Origin of the sequence: Pseudomonas atacamensis (genome assembly GCF_017167965.1) — a bacterium.
Classification (GTDB): Bacteria; Pseudomonadota; Gammaproteobacteria; order Pseudomonadales; family Pseudomonadaceae; genus Aquipseudomonas; species Aquipseudomonas atacamensis.
This window is the reverse complement of the sequence record NZ_CP070503.1, coordinates 1,498,499-1,517,541: the sequence shown is the minus strand read 5'-3', so window position 1 is coordinate 1,517,541 and position 19,043 is coordinate 1,498,499. Positions and strand designations below refer to the sequence as shown.

The window sequence follows — 19,043 nt, the reverse complement described above, 5'->3', positions numbered from 1 at the left end:
GCGGCTTCGCCACCCAACGGGGATAAATCCCCTCACCACAGGGCTCATTTCTACAAGGGGTACTCAGGCGTTACCGGCCAGCTTCATCCGCGCTGCCTGGGTGAAGTCGAGCATGCGCTTCAACGGGCGGATCGCTTGGGGAATCAGCGCCGGATCGACAAAGATCTCGTTGGTGCCTTCCTTCAAGCTCTTGAGCGTGCGCTCAAGGGTGTTCATGGCCATCCACGGGCAATGTGCGCAACTGCGGCAAGCCGCGCCGTTACCGGCGGTAGGCGCTTCGATGAAGACCTTGTCCGGGCACAGCTGCTGCATCTTGTAGAAGATGCCACGGTCGGTGGCGACGATCAGGGTCTTGTTTGGCAGGCTTTGCGCGGCGGCGATCAACTGACTGGTAGAACCGACGGCGTCCGCCAGCTCGATCACCGAAGTCGGCGACTCCGGATGCACCAGAATCGCTGCGTCCGGGTACAACGCTTTCATGTCCTCGAGCTGCTTGGACTTGAACTCTTCGTGGACGATGCAGGCACCATCCCAAAGCAGCATGTCGGCACCGGTCTTGCGCTGAATGTAAGTGCCCAGGTGCTTGTCCGGGCCCCAGATGATCGTTTCGCCGTTGTCCATCAGGCTTTCGACGATCTCCAGTGCGCAGCTCGAAGTCACCACCCAGTCAGCCCGAGCCTTCACGGCGGCGGAAGTGTTGGCATACACCACCACGGTACGCTCCGGGTGCTGATCGCAGAACGCCGAGAACTCGTCGACCGGGCAGCCCAGGTCCAGCGAGCAGGTCGCCTCCAGAGTCGGCATCAGCACGCGTTTTTCCGGATTAAGAATTTTTGCCGTCTCGCCCATGAACTTGACGCCGGCGACCACCACGGTCTTGGCCGGATGGGCGTTGCCGAAGCGGGCCATTTCCAGGGAGTCGGAAACACAGCCGCCGGTTTCTTCGGCCAGGGCCTGAATCACCGGATCGCAATAAAAGTGGGCCACGAGCACCGCGTCCTGAGCCTTGAGCTCGGCGGCGATGGCGGAACGGTAGTAAGCCTCCTCTTCTGCCGTCAGCGGTTTCGGCTGTTTGGCGTCGAGGTGGGCTTGAACCAGGAGGCGTTCGGAAATCTGCGTCATGTTCGCAAGACCTGCAGGCGCATTCGCGCGAAAGTCGAGTATACACCCGGCTCCGGACCGCTAGAGGGTACCGCCGGGAGAGTGAGTATCATCAGGCAAGGGACAGCGTTGAAGCTGCGCAAGGCTACAGAATATCCCGAGGATACAAAAGATGATTCTGACCTGTATCAGGTCGGGCCGCACTTGAACATCGAACGCCCGAATTGCAGGCAAAAAAAAACCCGGAAATCCTCACTTTCGTGGGCCTTCCGGACTTTCTAAACCGCCAAATATGGTGGGTCGTGTGGGATTCGAACCTACGACCAATTGGTTAAAAGCCAACTGCTCTACCAACTGAGCTAACGACCCGCTGTGTGGTGGCGCGTATAATACTGATTTTTAAGGACTATTCAACACCTTTTTTGAAAAAATCAAAAATAAGGGGTTGGATCGTCCACACCAGCCGCCGCGAAGCCTTCTGCACGCAGGCGGCAGCTGTCGCATTTGCCGCAGGCGCGGCCGTCATCGTCTGCCTGATAGCAGGAAACCGTCAGACCGTAATCAACGCCAAGCTTCACGCCGGCCTGAACGATCTGCGCTTTGCTCAGGTTCTGCAGCGGCGCCTGGATGCGGAAGCCGTTGCCTTCCACGCCGGCCTTGGTCGCCAGATTGGCCATGCGCTCGAACGACTCGATGAACTCGGGACGGCAGTCCGGGTAGCCGGAATAATCCACTGCATTGACGCCGATGAAGATGTCGCGGGCGCCGAGCACTTCGGCCCAACCCAATGCCAACGACAGGAAAACTGTGTTGCGCGCCGGCACGTAAGTCACCGGAATGCCTTCGCCCAGCTCTTCCGGAATGTCGATGCTGGTGTCGGTCAGCGCCGAGCCGCCCATGCCATTGAGGTTCAGTCCGATGACCTTGTGCTCGACCACACCCAGGTCGCGAGCAACGCGGGCGGCGGCGTGCAATTCGGCATGCGAGCGCTGGCCGTAATCGAAGCTCATGGTGTAGCAGGCGTAGCCTTCGGCGCGTGCCATCGCCACGACGGTGGCCGAGTCGAGGCCGCCCGAAAGCAGGATAACGGCACGTTTTTCGGTAGTGTTCAGTTGTTCAATCATCTCAGCGCCCCGGCTCATCATTCCATAGATATTTATGCAACTGCAGTTGCAGCCGCACTGGCAGGTTGTCTGCCACCACCCAATCCGCCAGATCCCTGGCATTGAGGTCATGATGACTTGGGGAGAAAAGCACTTCACCCGCACGTCGATCAAGCCCGTACTGGATCAGCTTCGATACCGCCCAGTCATAGTCTTCCCGCGAGCAGATGACAAACTTCACCTGATCGTTGCGGGTCAGCAGTTCGATGTTCTCGTAACGGTTGCGATGGGCTTCTTTCGAGCCCGGCGTTTTCAGATCGACGACGCGACTGACACGCGGATCGACAGCGGATACGTCTAGGGCGCCGCTGGTTTCCAGCGACACCTCGTAACCGGCATCACACAACCGCTCAAGCAAAGGAATGGCGTTCGGCTGAGCCAACGGCTCACCGCCGGTGACACAAACGTAGCGCGGACGATATCCGGCCACTTGCTCAAGGATGTCGTCGAGGGTGCGGACGGTGCCGCCGCTGAACGCGTAAGCGCTATCGCAGTACTGGCAACGCAACGGGCAACCGGTCAGGCGCACGAAAACCGTGGGCAGCCCGGCAGTCCGAGTTTCACCCTGCAACGAGTAGAAAACTTCGGTGATTCTCAATGTGTCTTGCATAGTCGCCACGGGCGTAACAGCTAAACAGGCTGTCCGCCTCCGTCAGGCACTTCAGGCAATCCCGCCAACGCGTAGACCACAAGAAGCGTGTTTCAGAAAAAGGGCGTGAATTCTAACGAAAAAACCCGCGACAAGCGCGGGTTTCTTCAAAACACGGATGAACAGGCTTACATACGCTGTAAATCACGCTGGGCCAGCTGCGCGGCGGAAGTGCCCGGATATTGGGACACAACCTGCTGCAGAATGCCTTTGACCTTGTCGGTGTGACCGAGGCGGCGTTCTACGTCAGCCAGCTTGTACAGCGAATCCGGCACTTTGTTGTGCTTGGGATACAGCTGCGAAACCTTGGCAAAGGCCTGACCTGCACCTTGCAGATCACCCTTGGCCAGGTTCACTTCGCCCAACCAGTACTGGGCGTTGCCCGCGTACTGGCTGTTGGGGTATTTGCGCAGGAAAGCGGCGAAGGCCTGGCTGGCCTTGTCGAAATCCTTGGCTTTGATCAGGTCGAAAGCGGCATCGTAATACAGCTTTTCCTTGGCCGGATCAGCCGGTTCGCTACCCGCGGCAGGTGCCTGGGCTGCCGCAGCAGCACCCGCGCCTGCGGCAGCACCGGCAGCAGCACTTGCATCGCCACCGGCAGAAGAATTCTCGGGAGTCGCGGCTGGTGCAACGCCGGATCCTATGCGCCGATCAAGATCCTGGTATCGCTCCAGGGATTCCTGCTTCATGCGCGAAACCTGATTCTGCAGTTCTTCGATCACGCCCTGTTGGCGCGAGATCTGATCCTGCATCTGTTGCAATTGGTTGAACAGCATGCCTTGTGCCGAGGCAGGGGCCGAAGCCGCTCCCCCGGCATAGGCGCCGTTCGTACCGTAACCCGCAGGCGGATAACTGCTCCCGCTATTGTTATAACCGGAGTTGTCATCGACCACAGGAACCGCAGCCCACGCCGCAAGCGGCGCGAGGCTGAGAGCCAGAACAGTTACAGCACGACGGCACGTTCGCATATCGAATTACTTACGCAGTTCGACGCGACGGTTCTGGGCCCAGGACTGCTCGTCGTTGCCGGTAGCAACTGGACGCTCTTCGCCGTAGGAAACCAGTTCCAGCTGAGCTGGGGAAACACCTTGCAGTACCAGGTAGCGCTGAACGGCTTTCGCACGACGCTCGCCCAGTGCCATGTTGTACTCACGAGTACCACGTTCGTCGGTGTTGCCTTCCAGAACAACGCGAGCGCCGTTTGCTTTCAGGTCTTTGGCATGAACGTCCAGAGCGCGCATGGCTTCTGGCTTCAGGTCCGAGCTGTCGTATTCGAAGTAGAAGGTGGTGATTGCGCGCAGAGCAGCTTCTTCGCTCAGGGAACCGTCAACGGCACCAGTGTTTGCGCCGTAACCAGCGTTTGGATCAACAGCGCCTTCACCGGCGTTGTCGCCGCCTTTGGACGAGCAACCTACAGCTACAGCCATGGCCAGAGCCAGCGCAGCAAATTTACCAAACTTCAGCATTTCCATCGTGAAACTCCTAATGAACCCCAGTGTGTTAAGTAAAACGTGTAGCGCCCGCTCACTTCAGGTAAGGGGACCAGGACGGTTCTCTGACTTCGCCTTGAGCGGTAGGAAGCGGGAGCCTCACGCGTCCATTAATGGACACGAGCATCAAGACTCCCCGGCCCTGTTGGCGGGTGGCGTAGATTACCATGGTGCCGTTGGGCGCAACAGTAGGTGACTCGTCCAGAGTGCTATCAGTGAGGATCTTTACACTACCCCGCTGCAGATCCTGAGCTGCCACCTTGAAATTGGTGAAGCCATCCTGACGATGGATCATCACCAAAGTCTTTTCATCAGCCGAAAGTTTCGGGTTGGCGTTGTAGTTGCCCACGAACGTCACACGCTCGGCACCACCGCCACCGACGCTGGTTTTATAGATTTGCGGCTTGCCGCCACGGTCCGAGGTGAAATAGATGGTCGAGCCATCCTTGCCCCAGAACGGTTCGGTATTGATGCCTTGGCCATTGGTTACGCGGCTGATCTGACGCGAACCGAGGTTCATTACGTAGATGTCCGGGTTACCGTCTTTCGACAGCACGAACGCCAGGCGATTGCCATCCGGCGACCAGGCTGGCGCGCCGTTGAGGCCTTCGAAGTTGGTGATCTGCTCACGGCGACCAGTGTCGATGTTCTGCATGAAGATACGCGGACGCTTCTGCTCGAACGACACGTAGGCGATACGCTTGCCGTCCGGTGCAAAACGCGGCGACAGGATCGGCTCGCGCGATTGCAGCAGAGTCACTGCGCGGGCACCGTCATAGTCGGAGCGTTGCAGGGTGTAACGGGTGTTCTTCTCGGAAAAACGCTCGGCCGTCACGTACAGCAGGCGCGTCGAGAAGGCACCTTCAATGCCGGTCAGCTTCTGGAACGACTGATCGGAGATGAAGTGCGCCATGTCACGGATCTGGTCGGTCGTACCGGAAACACTGCCGTCCGCCACTTTCTGCTCGGTGGCGACGTTGAACAGTGCCCACTGCACCTGCAGGCGACCGCCCGCTGGAGCGATGCTGCCGACCATCATGTACTGAGCACCCACCGCCTTCCAGTCACGGAAGATGATTTCGCTCGGCTGGCTTGGCTGGCTGATCATGTTGGCTTTCGGAATCGGCGAGTAATAGCCCGAGTTGCGCAAATCGTTGCCAATGATTTCAGCCATGTCATCCGGCAGCACGGCGCCGCCCTGCATGCCGAACGGTACGACGGCGATCGGAGTAGCCCGATCGCTGCCGCTGGTGACCAGAATGTTCTTTTCATCTGCCGCCGCGATCCCTGCCATGCAGCAGATCACGACCAGCATTCCTCGAAGAAGGTTTCTCACAAGGCTAGATCCTCAGGTGTGAATGTCATCTTGAATGAACGATACGGAGCGAAATCGCTCGGCTTCATTCCCTGCATTTCTGTCAAACGTCCAATATTCTTCACTGCCGCGACTGCCGAAGCATCGAACGGACCGTCACCGCTGGACTTGGCCACGCTGACCGAAGTCACCGTGCCGTCCGGCAACATGCCGATTTGCAGCACGACCGTCATGCCTTTGCGCGCCGAAGGAGGACGAGCCCAGCCTTCTGCTGCGCGAGCGCGAATCAGGTCATCGAAACTGCCGGCAACCTCGTCACCCTGCTCATCGGCCAGGGCCTGCTGACGCTGCGGCGTGTCGGAAAGCAGATCTGCCAGGGCCTGGGCCTTTTTGTCTTCGGCGGATTTGCGTGCCGCTTCCTGCGCTTTCTTCTTCGCAGCATCGGCAGCAGCTTTCTTCTTCGCGTCTTCGGCGACTTTCTTCTTCGCCTCTTCAGCTTCAGCTTTCTTCTTGGCGTCTTCGGCGGCTTTCTTCTTCGCGTCTTCGACGATCTTCTTCTTGGCTTCTTCGGCAGCGGCTTTCTTCGCCTCTTCCTCAGCAGCCTTCTTCGCTTCGTCTTCGGCCTTCTTCTTGGCTATATCAGCCAATTGTTTCTCTTCGGCCTTTTTCGCTTCGGCTTTCTTCGCGTCGTCGGCTTTCTTGGCTTCATCAGCCTTTTTCGCTTCGTCCGCTTTCTTCGCCTCGTCGGCCTTCTTGGCTTCCTCGGCCTTTTGAGCCGCTTCCTCTTTCTTTTGTTCCGCCGCCTTCACCGCTTCCTGCTCGATCTTTTTCTGTTCCATCTGTTCGACTTCGGTCTGGCGCGCGGCGGATTTCTTCGCCTCACCCGCAATCTTCTGATTGGTCTGGGTGGTCGCCTGACTTTTCGATTTCAGCTGGTACAGAGTCGCCTGGACGATCGGCTTGGCCGGCGGCAGTTCGGGCGTGAAGGCAAAACTGACGAACAGCATGCCGAACACCAGCACGTGCAGGACAATCGCCAGAACACTAGGCCAGAAGTAGCTTTCCGAGGCGGACGGCTCTCGCTGTTGCTGCATCAGGGGGCCTCGGTAATCAGACCAACGTTACCGACCCCGGCTTTCTGCAACCCGCCCATGGCACCCATGACGGCGCCGTAGTCGACAGTCTTGTCACCACGAATGAACACCTGGGTGCGTTTGCCGCCCTCGGTGCCGGCGCGGATGATCTTGGTCACCGCGTCAGTCATCTGTGGCAGGGTCATGGCCCTGTCCTGTTGCTTCTCGGTGTCGACTTCGCTGCCAAGGTTCCAGTAGTAGGTCTTGTCAGCCTTGATCGAAATGGTCAGGACCTGGGTGTTGTTGTCCTGCGGCAAGGCTTCGCTGGAAACCTTGGGCAGATCAACTTTCACGCCCTGATTGAGCATCGGCGCGGTCACCATGAAGATGACCAGCAGCACCAACATCACGTCGATGTAGGGCACTACGTTCATCTCGGCGACCGGCTTGCGCTTTTTGCGAGCTCGAGCGATTAAAGCCATCGGGAAATACCTGCTTATTCTTCGCTGGTGTGCACTTTGCGGTGCAGGATCGCCTGGAATTCATCGGCGAAGGTGTAGTAGCGGCCCAGCAAGGTTTCGCTGCGCGCAGCAAAACGGTTGTAAGCGATGACCGCCGGGATCGCAGCGAACAGGCCGATCGCGGTGGCGATAAGGGCTTCGGCGATACCCGGAGCAACGGTGGCGAGGGTCGCTTGCTGAGCGCTGGCCAGACCGCGGAAGGAGTTCATGATCCCCCACACGGTACCGAACAGACCGATGTACGGGCTGACCGAACCAACAGTGGCGAGGAACGGCAGGCTCTGCTCGAGTTTCTCTTCTTCGCGCGAGATGGCCACGCGCATGGCACGGGCGACACCTTCCATCACGGCTTCAGGATCGACACCTGGCTGCTGCCGCAGACGGGAGAATTCCTTGAAACCGGCACGAAAGATCTGCTCCACGCCCGAATCCGGATCAGGGTTGCTGCCAGCCTGACGGTACAGTTTGGACAGGTCGATACCGGACCAGAAGCGCTCTTCGAAGCTCTCCAGGGCGCGTCGACCGGCACGCAGCAAGTTGCTGCGCTGAAAGATCATGATCCATGAGGTCACCGATGCGGCCACCAGGGTCAACATTACCAACTGCACCACGATGCTGGCATTGCTGACCAGGCTCCACATGGAGGAATGGTCGACGACGTTAGCTTCCACGCTTTATCTCCTGCTTTGAGTGTGTACCCGGGCCGACCGCGTCGGCGAAGGCCGCACGCAGGTCTTCGGGAAGGGCCCGGGGTTTCAAACTGTCGGTGCGCACGCAGGCCACCAAAAACTGCCCTTCGCAGAGCAGCACATTATCCGTGGCCCGCCTGACCTGCTGCTTGAAGCGCAGGCTGGCACGGTTCAATTCGATTACATCAGCGCTTACCAGCAGTTCGTCATCCAGTCGCGCCGGCGCGTGGTAGCGCGCTTCGCTGGAATGCACGACGAACAACAGGTCCTCTCCGGCAAGCACAGATTGGGCAAAGCCCAGTTCCCGTAGCCGCTCGGTTCGAGCCCGTTCCATAAACTTGAGGTAATTAACGTAATACACGATGCCGCCCGCATCGGTGTCCTCGTAATAAACGCGACAACGATGTGCGAACGGCTCAAGCCCGTTTTGCGCGCGCATACTCTAGTGCTTACTCCTCAGGTTGCCAATCCGGCCAGACAACTGTTTTTCGTGGTTTCAAAGCTTTAACGCAAAAGTACCGTCGTCTGACAGTACAAACCCTGAATAAATCACCAGCAAATGTGTATCAATCGTCGACGGCGTCGAGAAACTCGTCTGCCACGGGCATCTCGCCCATGCGTGACGGAACATTCAAACCAAAGTGCAGGTAGGCATGCCGCGTCACCACCCTGCCCCGTGGCGTGCGCATGATATAGCCCTGCTGGATCAGATACGGCTCGAGCACGTCTTCAATGGTGTGGCGCTCTTCACTGATCGCCGCCGCCAGACTGTCGATACCGACCGGGCCGCCATCGAACTTCTCGATCATGGTCAGCAGCAGTCGCCGGTCCTGGTGATCGAAACCGTGTTCATCGACGTCCAGCAGGTTCAGCGCCAAATCCGCCACCGCTTTGGTGATGTGGCCCTTGGCGCGTACTTCAGCGAAATCGCGTACCCGACGCAGCAGACGGTTGGCAATTCGCGGCGTGCCACGGGCGCGACGAGCGATCTCGAACGAACCTTCCGGATCCAGCGGCAGACCGAGAATCGCCGCCGAACGACTGACGATGGTTGCCAGATCCGCCGTGCTGTAGAACTCCAGGCGCTGGACGATACCGAAGCGGTCTCGCAAGGGGTTGGTCAGCATGCCGGCGCGGGTGGTGGCGCCGACCAGAGTGAACGGCGGCAGATCGAGTTTGATCGAACGCGCCGCCGGCCCCTCGCCAATCATGATGTCGAGCTGGAAATCTTCCATCGCCGGGTACAGCACTTCTTCAACGATCGGCGACAGACGATGGATTTCGTCGATGAACAACACGTCGTGCGGCTCAAGATTGGTCAGCAACGCGGCCAGATCACCCGGACGCTCCAGCACTGGCCCGGAGGTGCTCTTGATCGACACACCCATTTCCTGGGCGATGATGTTGGCCAGCGTAGTCTTGCCTAGCCCCGGAGGGCCGAAGATCAGGGTGTGATCGAGGGATTCACTGCGGCCACGGGCAGCCTGGATGAACAGCTCCATCTGCTCGCGCACGGTCGGCTGGCCAATGTAGTCGGCCAGACTGACCGGGCGGATGGCCCGATCCTGGACTTCTTCGCGCTCGCGCGGGCTGTGCGCGGCGGCGATCAGACGATCAGCTTCAATCACTTAAATCATTCCCTTCAGAGCGCGGCGGATCAGGTCTTCGCTGCTCAGGTTCTTGTCTTTGATCGCGGAAATCGCCTTGCTCGCTTCCTGCGGCTTGTAGCCCAACGAGATCAACGCGCTGACCGCATCGGTCTCGGCGCTGTTGACCGGCGCCGGGCCGTCCGGCTGATTCGGCACCAGCGCGAACATCGCCGGCGAGGTTTCCCAGGCCTTGAAGCGATCTTTCAATTCCACCAGCAGACGCTCGGCGGTCTTCTTGCCAACCCCCGGCACCTTGGTCAACGCCGAAGTGTCCTGAGACTGCACGCAGCGCACCAGCTCATCGACTTCCAGGCTCGACATCAACGCCAGCGCCAGCTTCGGTCCGACCCCGTTGAGACGGATCAGCTCGCGAAAGAAGTCTCGCTCACGCTTGCCGGCAAAACCATAGAGCAATTGCGCATCTTCGCGTACGACCAAATGGGTGTGCAGGGTCAGCGGTTCACCGACCGACGGCAACCGATAAAGCGTGGTCATCGGCACTTCCACCTCATAGCCGAGGCCATTGACATCGAGAATCAGGTGCGGCGGCTGTTTCTCAGCCAGGGTGCCGCGCAAGCGTCCAATCACGTTTTGAATCCTTGAGCGCTGGCCAGCCGTGGGCTGGCGACGATTGAAGGTGGCTTGCGCGCCGGCAACACAGGCACCGCAAAGCCACTTTCAGGAAAATTGATGCTGATGCTATCAGAGACGCAGGCGCCCGCCACGACTGCGTGCGGTTCCCAGCCCGTGCGGTAGCAGGCTTGAGCGCGTGTGCGCATGGCAAATGGCGATCGCGAGGGCGTCGGAGGCGTCGATCTGCGGCTTGCTGGTCAACTTGAGCATGTGCATGACCATCATCTGCACCTGCTCCTTATTGGCCGCACCGGTGCCGACCACCGCCTGTTTGACTTGCGTGGCGGTGTACTCGGCGATTTCCAGACACTCTTCGGCGCCGGCGACAATCGCAGCGCCGCGCGCCTGACCGAGTTTCAGCGCCGAGTCGGCGTTTTTCGCCATGAACACCTTTTCGATGCCCATGGTCACCGGTCCGTAGGTCTTGATGATTTCGCGCACGCCGCGATAGACGATTTGCAGACGCTCATGCAGCTCGCCGGAGCCGGTGCGAATGCAGCCCGAGGCCACATAGATGCAGCCGCCCCGCCCGGTATCGCGAACGATCCCGTAACCGGTGATGCGCGAACCGGGGTCGATACCAAGAATTAGAGTCATAACGCCTGCAGATTCATAAAACGATTTACCTGACAGCCAATAGCAAATGTGGGAGCGAGCCTGCTCGCGAAGGCGGTATGTCAGCACATACAGGTGCTGAATGACACACCGCTTTCGCGAGCAGGCTCGCTCCCACTGGGAAGACTAGTCGCTTATCAACCAAGCTGAGCGGCGACGTCTTCCGGGATATCCGCGTTGGAGTAGACGTTCTGCACGTCGTCCAGGTCCTCAAGCATGTCGATCAGCTTGAGCACCTTCTCCGCCCCTTCCAGATCCAGCTCGGCGCTAGTTGTTGGCTGCATGACGATTTCCGCATCATCGCCCTTGAACCCGGCCGCTTCCAGCGCGTTGCGCACCGCATAGAACCCGGTGAACGACGTAAACACGTCGATCGAACCGTCGTCGTGGGTGACCACGTCATCAGCATCGGCTTCCAGCGCCGCTTCGGTCAGTGCGTCTTCATCGACACCCGGGGCGAAACTGATCTGGCCCTTGCGCTCGAACAGATAGGCCACCGAACCGTCGGTGCCGAGGTTGCCGCCACACTTGCTGAACGCGTGACGCACCGCTGCGGCGGTACGGTTGCGGTTGTCAGTCATGCACTCGACCATCACCGCCACACCGCCCGGGCCGTAGCCTTCATAGGTCAGCTCTTCAACGTTGTCCGCTTCAGTGGCGCCGGCACCGCGCGCGACGGCACGGTCAATGATGTCGCGACTCATGTTGGCGCTCAACGCCTTGTCCAGAGCCAGACGCAGACGCGGGTTGGAACCCGGATCACCGCCACCCTGACGGGCCGCAACGGTCAGTTCACGGATCCACTTGGTGAAGATCTTGCCCCTCTTGGCATCCTGACGTTCTTTGCGGTGCTTGATGTTTGCCCACTTGGAATGACCTGCCATAACTTGCTCCGAATGCTCTTTGAAACCTTGCCCGCCCCGCCAAGGCAGCGGCCGGCAATTGAAAAATTCGACCTGAGAAAGAAAAAAGGCGCATCCGAAGATGCGCCTTCAGGCCCGTCTTACTCAGCCTTTGGCGTTTCGCGCAGGCGAATGTGCAGCTCGCGCAGTGCCTTGGCATCCACTACGCCCGGAGCCTGCGTCATCACGTCGGCAGCACTCTGGGTTTTCGGGAAGGCGATCACTTCACGGATCGACTGGGCGCCGGTCATCAGCATCACCAGACGGTCCAGGCCGAAGGCCAGACCACCGTGCGGCGGTGCACCGTACTTCAGCGCGTCGAGCAGGAAGCCGAACTTCTCTTCCTGTTCCGCTTCGTTGATGCCCAGCAGGCGGAATACCGCTTGCTGCATTTCCTTGCGGTGGATACGGATCGAACCGCCGCCCAGCTCGGTGCCGTTCAACACCATGTCGTACGCACGGGACAGTGCGCCGGCCGGGTTGGCTTCGAGCTCCTGCGGGGTGCACTTCGGTGCGGTGAACGGGTGGTGCAGCGCCGAGAAGCTGCCGTCGTCGTTCTCTTCGAACATCGGGAAGTCGACGACCCACATTGGTGCCCACTCGCAGGTCAGCAGCTTGAGGTCGTGACCGAGCTTGATACGCAGCGCGCCCAGGGCTTCGCTGACGATCTTGGCCTTGTCGGCACCGAAGAACACGATGTCGCCATCGACTGCGCCAACGCGATCGAGGATCACGTTGAGCTTGTCTTCCGGGATGTTCTTCACGATCGGCGATTGCAGACCTTCAACACCGGCAGCACGCTCGTTGACCTTGATGTACGCCAGGCCCTTGGCACCGTAGATGCCGACGAACTTGGTGTAGTCGTCGATCTGTTTGCGCGGCATGCTCGCCCCGCCTGGAACGCGCAGTGCGGCAATGCGGCACTTCGGATCGTTGGCCGGGCCGCTGAACACCTTGAAATCGACTTCCTTGAGCTGGTCGGCAACGTCGACCAGTTCCAGCGGAATACGCAGGTCCGGCTTGTCCGAACCGTAGCGGCGCATGGCTTCTTCGAAGGTCATGTGCGGGAATTCGCCGAACTCCAGGTTCAGCACTTCCTTGAACAGGTTGCGGATCATCTGCTCGGTCAGGCCCATGATCTCTTTTTCATCGAGGAAGCTGGTCTCGATGTCGATCTGGGTGAATTCCGGCTGACGGTCGGCACGCAGGTCTTCGTCACGGAAGCACTTGGCGATCTGGTAGTAACGGTCGAAGCCGGCCACCATCAGCAGTTGCTTGAACAGCTGCGGCGATTGCGGCAGGGCGAAGAACGAACCGGCGTGGGTACGGCTCGGCACCAGATAGTCACGCGCGCCTTCCGGGGTGGCCCGGGTCAGGATCGGCGTTTCGACGTCGAGGAAGCCGTTCTCGTCGAGGAAGCGACGGATGCTGGTGGTCATGCGCGAACGCAGACGCAGCTTCTCGGCCATTTCCGGACGACGCAGGTCGAGGAAGCGATAGCGCAGGCGGGTTTCTTCGCCAACGTCGGAGAACTCGTTGAGCGGGAACGGCGGGGTTTCCGACTCGTTCAGCACTTCCAGTTCATAACCGAGCACTTCGATCATGCCCGAGGCCATGTTGGCGTTGGTCGCGCCCGCCGGACGCAGACGCACCTTGCCGGTGATCTTCACGACGTATTCGCTGCGCACGCGATCGGCGGCGGCGAAGCTCTCGGCGCGATCCGGGTCGAACACCACCTGGGCCAGACCATCACGATCACGGATGTCGAGGAAAATCACCCCGCCGTGGTCGCGGCGACGGTGAACCCATCCGCAAAGGGTAATTTCCTGGCCTTCCAGGCTTTCGTTCAGTTGGCCGCAATAGTGGCTGCGCATCATGGTGTGGTTCGCTTCTCGTAATTCGAAATTCGGTGGAGATCCCGCCGCCATCAAGCAAGGCGGAAACTCACGCGTGTCGTTCGTTCAGGGTTGGAACCCTAGTCAGCTTTGTCGCCACCGGCCAGATTCTTCTTGGCTCCGGTCTTGAAGTCGGTCTCGTACCAACCGTTGCCGCTGAGGCGAAAACCCGGCATGGACAGCTGCTTCTTCAGTTCGGGCGCCTGGCAGGCAGGGCAATCGACCAACGGTGCGTCGCTGATCTTCTGAATGGCTTCCAACTGATGACCACAGGAAGCACATTGGTAATCGTACATTGGCATGGAGGTGTCTCGGCGATCAGATTGCTGCCGCGCGCAGGGCTTTGCGGCGAAAGCGCGGGATTATATCGATTAAATGCAGGCTGTGCAGCCGTAACGCTGCACAGCCTTCAACCTCGTTGCAACCGCCGTTTCAGCGCGAAACGGCGGGTGCGAGATCTTTGATCCCGTTCATGACACAAACCACCCGTACCAGCGCACTGAAATTCTTCACCCCGCCGTAACGCAGATGCACCTCGCGATCGACGTGGGATAACAGTGTGCTGACCGAACAATGATTGTCCTCGGCCATGCCGCCGAGAATATTCCAGTAGACCTGCTCGAGTCGCAGGCAGGTCGCAAAACCGTTGAGGCGAATCGACCGCGACAGCGGCCGGATCAGATTCATGTCGAACTCGCTGACAAACGGGTCGACTTTAATTACGTGCCGCGAAGCCGACATCCTGTCGCTTCGCCTGTCTCCTTCTACCATAGCGTTGACACTCCTTTGCCATGACTGCTGATTTATAAGGCAACATCCTGCGCCTTCATAAAAACCCAGTGACAAAGTTAGCGCCATACGACTTGTTGACCAGCCTCGTAGGATAAGCCAACGACAACGGTAAGAGTCTGGAGAGCATGCGGACGACCTCACGCCGTCCGCAGCGTCTGGATCATTCCTCGAGCAGTGCGCGCAGCATCCACGCAGTTTTCTCGTGCACTTGCATGCGCTGGGTCAGCAGATCGGCGGTCGGCTCGTCGCTGACCTTGTCCAGCAGCGGGAAAATGCCGCGCGCGGTACGCGTCACCGCTTCCTGGCCTTCGACCAATTGCTTGATCATGTCTTCGGCGCTCGGTACACCGACTTCTTCTTTAATAGAAGAAAGACGCGCATAGGTCGCGTAAGCACCCGGCGCCGGGAAGCCCAACGCACGGATACGCTCGGCGATCGAATCGACGGCCAGCGCCAGCTCGTTGTATTGCTCTTCGAACATCAGGTGCAGCGTGCGGAACATCGGGCCGGTGACGTTCCAGTGAAAGTTATGGGTTTTCAGATACAGCACGTAGGTGTCCGACAGCAGTCGCGACAGCCCTTCGACGATGGATTTGCGGTCTTCTTCACTGATACCGATATCAATTGCCATGCTTACCCCCTAACAGTGATTGAATTCATCCAGCAGGTTCAGCCCCACTTTAGCAAGGCAAGCGCCCGCTCGCAGCTATCAATCCGTGATCTGACTGCGACAAATCGACCGTTTCTCTGCCGCTGGCCGGGCTGATTTGAGTAGCCGCAGGCTTTGCTGTTAAATAGGCAGTGTGTCGCCATGCCCTATTTTCCGGGGCGTTGCGCATAGGCTGATGCCGTGTACGTGTCCACCGCCTCTTATTTTGTCCTGAAGCGAACCGTGCGCCTTCAGCTCTTCCTTGTGAGCCGTCATAACGTGAGCCAATCAAAATGTTGAAAATCGTCCACCTGCTAATGGGCGCAGCAGCCTTGCTGCTGTCGTTCATACCCAGCCTGAAAGCCGAAGCCGTTCCTTACCTGCAACAGCCCGATGCACTTTACCTGGCCTTTTTCGGCCTGCTGAACCTGGTCATCGCTCCAGTAATTCCCTACTGGAACAAAGGCCCGCGCCAGCATCTGCAAAATCTGGTCAGCGCCCTTCTGGTACTGACTGTCGTCCTGCAAACCTTGACCCTGATCGCGCCGATGCCGGTCATCGCTGGCCAGCCGGCGGTGTTGTTCAGTCTGGTGATCGCCCTGGTTGCCGTGCTGCTGCATTTGGCTGTCAGCTTCTACAAATCGTCACCGGCCGCTGCGCCGACTACCTATGACATGAGCAATCGCGATACCGGCACCGTGAAGTGGTTCAACACTTCCAAGGGTTTCGGGTTTATCTCCCGGGATTCCGGCGATGATATTTTCGTGCACTTTCGCGCCATTCGTGGCGAAGGCCACCGCGTCCTGGTCGAAGGCCAGCGCGTCGAGTTCTCGGTGATGAACCGCGACAAAGGCCTGCAAGCCGAGGACGTGATCGCCGCTCTGCCGCGTCGCTGATCCAAAGCAAAAAACCGCGAACAGCCTGGCTGTTCGCGGTTTTTTTATGCCTGCCGAATGACTCAATAATGCGGCGGTGGCGCATCTTCTTCAAAAGCACCGAACTGCCCGACCATTTCTTCGTGACGCTTGATCAGCGCTTCCATCTGCAATTGCAGGCGCTCGATGACTCTCTGCTGGGCCACCAGCACATCGTTCAATGCCTGAATGGTGTCATCCTGAAAGGCCAGACGGCTTTCCAGATCGGTAACGCGTTCTTCAAGGCTCATGACTCAGCCCTCCACAAAGGTGAATTCTTCAGTCAGCACCAGACGCAAGCGCTCGCGAATGGCTGCTACCTGTTCCGCGCTGTACGGCTTGGCCGGGTGCCTGCCCCAGACCGGCGCCGGCCAAGCGGCGTCGTCGCGTTTACGCACAATGACATGCATGTGCAACTGACTGACAACGTTACCCAGGGTTGCCACGTTCAGCTTGTCAGCATCGAAGGAATCCTTGAGCAATTCGGCAAGGGTGGTGGTTTCCCGCCATAGCTGTTGCTGATCGGCGACATCCAACTGAAACAACTCGCTGATATCCTCGCGACGAGGTACCAGGATGAACCAAGGGTAATTGCTGTCGTTGGACAGCAACAGCCGGCACAACGGAAAGTCGCCGATGACCAGGGCGTCCTGTTGAAGTCGTGAATCCAAAGCAAACACTGTGAGCACTCCCGCTGATCCTATGACTCAGCTTAGCGGCGGCGCCGTAAAAGCAGCGCGCCAAGCGACAGAACGGCAGCATACCTGCGAATGCAGCGGGCTTCACGCTTCCCTCCGACAGTAATTCAGTAAGCGCGCCGACATAAGACATTTATCTCGCCGACGCACCAATACAGCCCCGGACATGAGCCTTGACGTGAAGATCCGCATGAAAACCCCTGATCTGTCGACCCTCGAATCGGACGGCGCCAGTTTTACTCGGGCCCGATTGTGATTTTTTTGCACCAAAACTGCACAACACGTCTACGCTCAGTGGGTCGGGCATCCGCCAAATACTCAATGCGGGGTGAACCGGTAACGTTTTTGGTTGTCCTGCGCGCCTTTGGTGCGTTGCAACACCATTGGGAAATCGTCGTCAAGCCCGCAACAAAACTGGCCCGAGGCCCCGTTTTCACAAGGTTTTCACATATCCGGACGCCAAAGAAAAAAATAACCGTATCGATTTTGCGGTTTGTGCACGCTTGTTGCATTCGTAACGGTATGGACTATAAGCGCACCACTGGAAGTGGTCGTCTGAAGCCAATAAAAACAGTGGCAGGGTTGCCCGATGGAGATTCAAGTGTTTTGCCAGGGACTCTTTTTTAGCGATGCAAAAAGGCCCGGAAACAGCGATAAAGTTGTCAGTCCGGCTGCATCGGTACTGTGAATTTGCGACATCCAGCGCTCCTTTTGCGACAACGCCGTAAAGAAGCTGAAAGGTTGGTTTCGCAAGTATCGCCAACATTGTCGGCGTGATATAAGTTTGCGCCGACACAAAAAGAAAGAGCCGCCCAGATAATAAAACAGGTGGGACGGCAGTACTCTTCTAAAACCAAAGGAGCAAATCACGATGCGCGTGATGAAGTGGAGCATGATCGCACTGGCAGTTGCAGCAGCAGCCAGTTCGCAGTTGGCTACGGCCGCCCCGTTCGTAGATGACCAGGCAGAAGCCAAAGGTTTTGTTGAAGGTGCGAAACTCACCGAGACGTTGAAGAACTACTACTTCAACCGCGACAACAAGAACGGTGGCCGTGACCAGAAAGACTGGACCCAGGGTTTCCTCGGCAACTTCACCTCCGGTTATACCCAGGGCACCGTGGGTGTAGGTATTGATGCATACGGCTATCTGGCCTTGAAACTGGATGGCGGTGACGGTACTTCCGGTACTGGCAACATGAGCCGTAGCGATACCGTCAAGGCCAACGGCTATGCCCGCGACGTCAACGACAGTCAGGGCAAGGCAGGCGCTTCCATCAAGTTCCGTGTCTCCAAGACCGAACTGAAATTCGGCGACATGCAGCCAAGCACTTCTCCAGTGTTCGCTGTCGGCGGTTCCCGCATCCTTCCGCAAACTGCCACTGGCTTCCAGTTGCAGAGCAGCGAAGTGAAAGATCTGGACCTGGAAGCCGGCCACTTCTACTCCGGCTCCAGCCAGGACAAGAACGCACGCGATGGCGGCCTCTACGCTACCTACGCCGGTGTTGAAGCGAACAACATCGACTACTTCGGCGGCAAATACTCGATCACTGACAACCTCAGTGCATCGCTGTACGGCGCCAAGCTGGAAGACATCTGGAACCAGTACTACGCCAACGTGAACCTGACCACCCCGTTCGGTGGTGATACTTCGCTGAACACCGACTTCAACATCTACCGCACCACCGACACCGGCAGCGCTGAAGCGGGCGACATCAGCAACACCGCATTCTCGCTGGCTACCGCGCTGTCGTTCCTGAAGGCACACACCTTTACCCTGGGCTTCCAGAAGGTCAACGGCGATACCCCGTTCGACTACATCGGTGTGGGCAAGAACAACCGTGGCGGCGACTCGATCTTCCTCGCCAACTCGATCCAGTACTCTGACTTCAACGCTCCTGGCGAGAAATCCATCCAGGCTCGTTATGACCTGAAAATGGCCGAGTACGGCGTTCCTGGCCTGAGCTTCATGGTTCGTTACGTCAAAGGTTGGGATATCGACGGTACCAACACTCCAGCGGGCAGCGCTTACGCCGGTCTGTATGGTGAAGATGGCAAACACCACGAAACCAACTTTGAGGCCAAGTACGTTGTTCAAAGCGGTCCGGCTAAAGACCTGTCCTTCCGCATTCGTCAAGCTTGGCACGTTGCCAACGCCGACGAAGGTGAAGGCGATGTCAAAGAGTTCCGTCTGATCACCGAGTACCCGCTGAACATCTTGTAATTGTCAGCGGTTAGTTTCAAAGCATAAAAAAAGGCCCATCTCCGATGGGCCTTTTTTATTTTCAATTATTTAAA

The 19,043-nt window shown here is 58.4% G+C and carries 22 protein-coding genes and 1 tRNA gene; 2 read left to right on the top strand and 21 right to left on the bottom strand.

Annotated elements, in window-relative coordinates; genetic code table 11:
* Positions 1-63 precede the first annotated feature (63 nt).
* The 19 genes from nadA to JWU58_RS06905 all read right to left on the bottom strand — a co-directional run bounded on the left by nadA (position 64) and on the right by JWU58_RS06905 (position 15,118).
* Complete coding sequence (nadA, locus tag JWU58_RS06995; protein ID WP_016773509.1) at positions 64-1,122, bottom strand: quinolinate synthase NadA; 1,059 nt, start codon at positions 1,120-1,122, stop codon at positions 64-66.
* Between the two features lie 272 nt (positions 1,123-1,394).
* Positions 1,395-1,470: transfer RNA gene (locus tag JWU58_RS06990), tRNA-Lys, on the bottom strand.
* 62 nt (positions 1,471-1,532) lie between these two features.
* Complete coding sequence (gene queC / locus JWU58_RS06985; protein WP_071173362.1) at positions 1,533-2,225, bottom strand: 7-cyano-7-deazaguanine synthase QueC; 693 nt, start codon at positions 2,223-2,225, stop codon at positions 1,533-1,535.
* A gap of 1 nt (position 2,226) precedes the next feature.
* Positions 2,227-2,874, bottom strand: coding sequence for a 7-carboxy-7-deazaguanine synthase QueE (gene queE, locus JWU58_RS06980; RefSeq protein WP_041479789.1), 648 nt, complete (start codon positions 2,872-2,874; stop codon positions 2,227-2,229).
* A gap of 167 nt (positions 2,875-3,041) precedes the next feature.
* Positions 3,042-3,881: a tol-pal system protein YbgF gene (gene ybgF, locus JWU58_RS06975; protein ID WP_024014085.1), complete on the bottom strand. Its 840-nt coding sequence runs from the start codon at positions 3,879-3,881 to the stop codon at positions 3,042-3,044.
* 6 nt (positions 3,882-3,887) lie between these two features.
* Positions 3,888-4,385 (bottom strand): peptidoglycan-associated lipoprotein Pal, encoded by a 498-nt coding sequence (gene pal, locus JWU58_RS06970; protein ID WP_003178634.1) that lies wholly within the window; start codon positions 4,383-4,385, stop codon positions 3,888-3,890.
* Positions 4,386-4,437: 52 nt separating this feature from the next.
* Positions 4,438-5,718 (bottom strand): Tol-Pal system beta propeller repeat protein TolB, encoded by a 1,281-nt coding sequence (gene tolB, locus JWU58_RS06965; protein WP_016773506.1) that lies wholly within the window; start codon positions 5,716-5,718, stop codon positions 4,438-4,440.
* 17 nt (positions 5,719-5,735) lie between these two features.
* The gene (gene tolA / locus JWU58_RS06960) at positions 5,736-6,812 is read right to left on the bottom strand and encodes a cell envelope integrity protein TolA (protein WP_016773505.1); all 1,077 of its coding nucleotides are present in this window, start codon (positions 6,810-6,812) and stop codon (positions 5,736-5,738) included.
* Entirely contained in the window at positions 6,812-7,264 is a 453-nt protein-coding gene (tolR, locus tag JWU58_RS06955; protein WP_160767866.1) for a protein TolR, read from the bottom strand. Before tolR ends, tolA begins: the two co-directional genes overlap by 1 nt.
* A 23-nt stretch (positions 7,265-7,287) precedes the next feature.
* Complete coding sequence (gene tolQ, locus JWU58_RS06950) at positions 7,288-7,983, bottom strand: protein TolQ (RefSeq protein WP_008080223.1); 696 nt, start codon at positions 7,981-7,983, stop codon at positions 7,288-7,290.
* Positions 7,973-8,440, bottom strand: coding sequence for a tol-pal system-associated acyl-CoA thioesterase (gene ybgC / locus JWU58_RS06945; RefSeq protein ID WP_041479792.1), 468 nt, complete (start codon positions 8,438-8,440; stop codon positions 7,973-7,975). The genes tolQ and ybgC overlap by 11 nt, the downstream gene beginning before the upstream one ends.
* 127 nt (positions 8,441-8,567) lie before the next feature.
* Positions 8,568-9,629: a Holliday junction branch migration DNA helicase RuvB gene (gene ruvB / locus JWU58_RS06940; protein ID WP_024014087.1), complete on the bottom strand. Its 1,062-nt coding sequence runs from the start codon at positions 9,627-9,629 to the stop codon at positions 8,568-8,570.
* Positions 9,630-10,238, bottom strand: a complete 609-nt coding sequence (gene ruvA / locus JWU58_RS06935; protein WP_024014088.1) for a Holliday junction branch migration protein RuvA — start codon at positions 10,236-10,238, stop codon at positions 9,630-9,632.
* 114 nt (positions 10,239-10,352) lie between these two features.
* Positions 10,353-10,880 (bottom strand): crossover junction endodeoxyribonuclease RuvC, encoded by a 528-nt coding sequence (gene ruvC / locus JWU58_RS06930; protein ID WP_016773501.1) that lies wholly within the window; start codon positions 10,878-10,880, stop codon positions 10,353-10,355.
* A gap of 155 nt (positions 10,881-11,035) precedes the next feature.
* Positions 11,036-11,782, bottom strand: coding sequence for a YebC/PmpR family DNA-binding transcriptional regulator (locus JWU58_RS06925; RefSeq protein WP_076563942.1), 747 nt, complete (start codon positions 11,780-11,782; stop codon positions 11,036-11,038).
* 119 nt (positions 11,783-11,901) lie between these two features.
* Positions 11,902-13,677, bottom strand: a complete 1,776-nt coding sequence (gene aspS / locus JWU58_RS06920) for an aspartate--tRNA ligase (protein WP_041479793.1) — start codon at positions 13,675-13,677, stop codon at positions 11,902-11,904.
* A 98-nt stretch (positions 13,678-13,775) separates the two neighbouring features.
* Positions 13,776-13,997, bottom strand: coding sequence for an FmdB family zinc ribbon protein (locus tag JWU58_RS06915; RefSeq protein ID WP_016773499.1), 222 nt, complete (start codon positions 13,995-13,997; stop codon positions 13,776-13,778).
* A 130-nt stretch (positions 13,998-14,127) separates the two neighbouring features.
* On the bottom strand, positions 14,128-14,466 hold the full coding sequence (locus tag JWU58_RS06910; RefSeq protein ID WP_038861040.1) for a ribbon-helix-helix domain-containing protein: 339 nt from the start codon (positions 14,464-14,466) through the stop codon (positions 14,128-14,130).
* 181 nt (positions 14,467-14,647) lie between these two features.
* Positions 14,648-15,118, bottom strand: coding sequence for a Dps family protein (locus JWU58_RS06905; protein WP_016773497.1), 471 nt, complete (start codon positions 15,116-15,118; stop codon positions 14,648-14,650).
* 311 nt (positions 15,119-15,429) lie between these two features.
* Here JWU58_RS06905 and JWU58_RS27385 point away from each other — a divergent pair, with 311 nt between their 5' ends.
* Entirely contained in the window at positions 15,430-16,032 is a 603-nt protein-coding gene (locus JWU58_RS27385; RefSeq protein ID WP_016773496.1) for a cold-shock protein, read from the top strand.
* A 62-nt stretch (positions 16,033-16,094) separates the two neighbouring features.
* Here JWU58_RS27385 and JWU58_RS06895 read toward each other — a convergent pair whose 3' ends face one another.
* A complete protein-coding gene (locus tag JWU58_RS06895; RefSeq protein ID WP_016773495.1) occupies positions 16,095-16,301 on the bottom strand; it encodes a SlyX family protein in 207 nt (68 codons plus the stop codon).
* Positions 16,302-16,304: 3 nt separating this feature from the next.
* The gene (locus JWU58_RS06890; protein ID WP_016773494.1) at positions 16,305-16,730 is read right to left on the bottom strand and encodes an HIT family protein; all 426 of its coding nucleotides are present in this window, start codon (positions 16,728-16,730) and stop codon (positions 16,305-16,307) included.
* Positions 16,731-17,619: 889 nt separating this feature from the next.
* Here JWU58_RS06890 and JWU58_RS06885 point away from each other — a divergent pair.
* A complete protein-coding gene (locus JWU58_RS06885) occupies positions 17,620-18,969 on the top strand; it encodes an OprD family porin (RefSeq protein WP_206421668.1) in 1,350 nt (449 codons plus the stop codon).
* Positions 18,970-19,043: the final 74 nt, after the last annotated feature.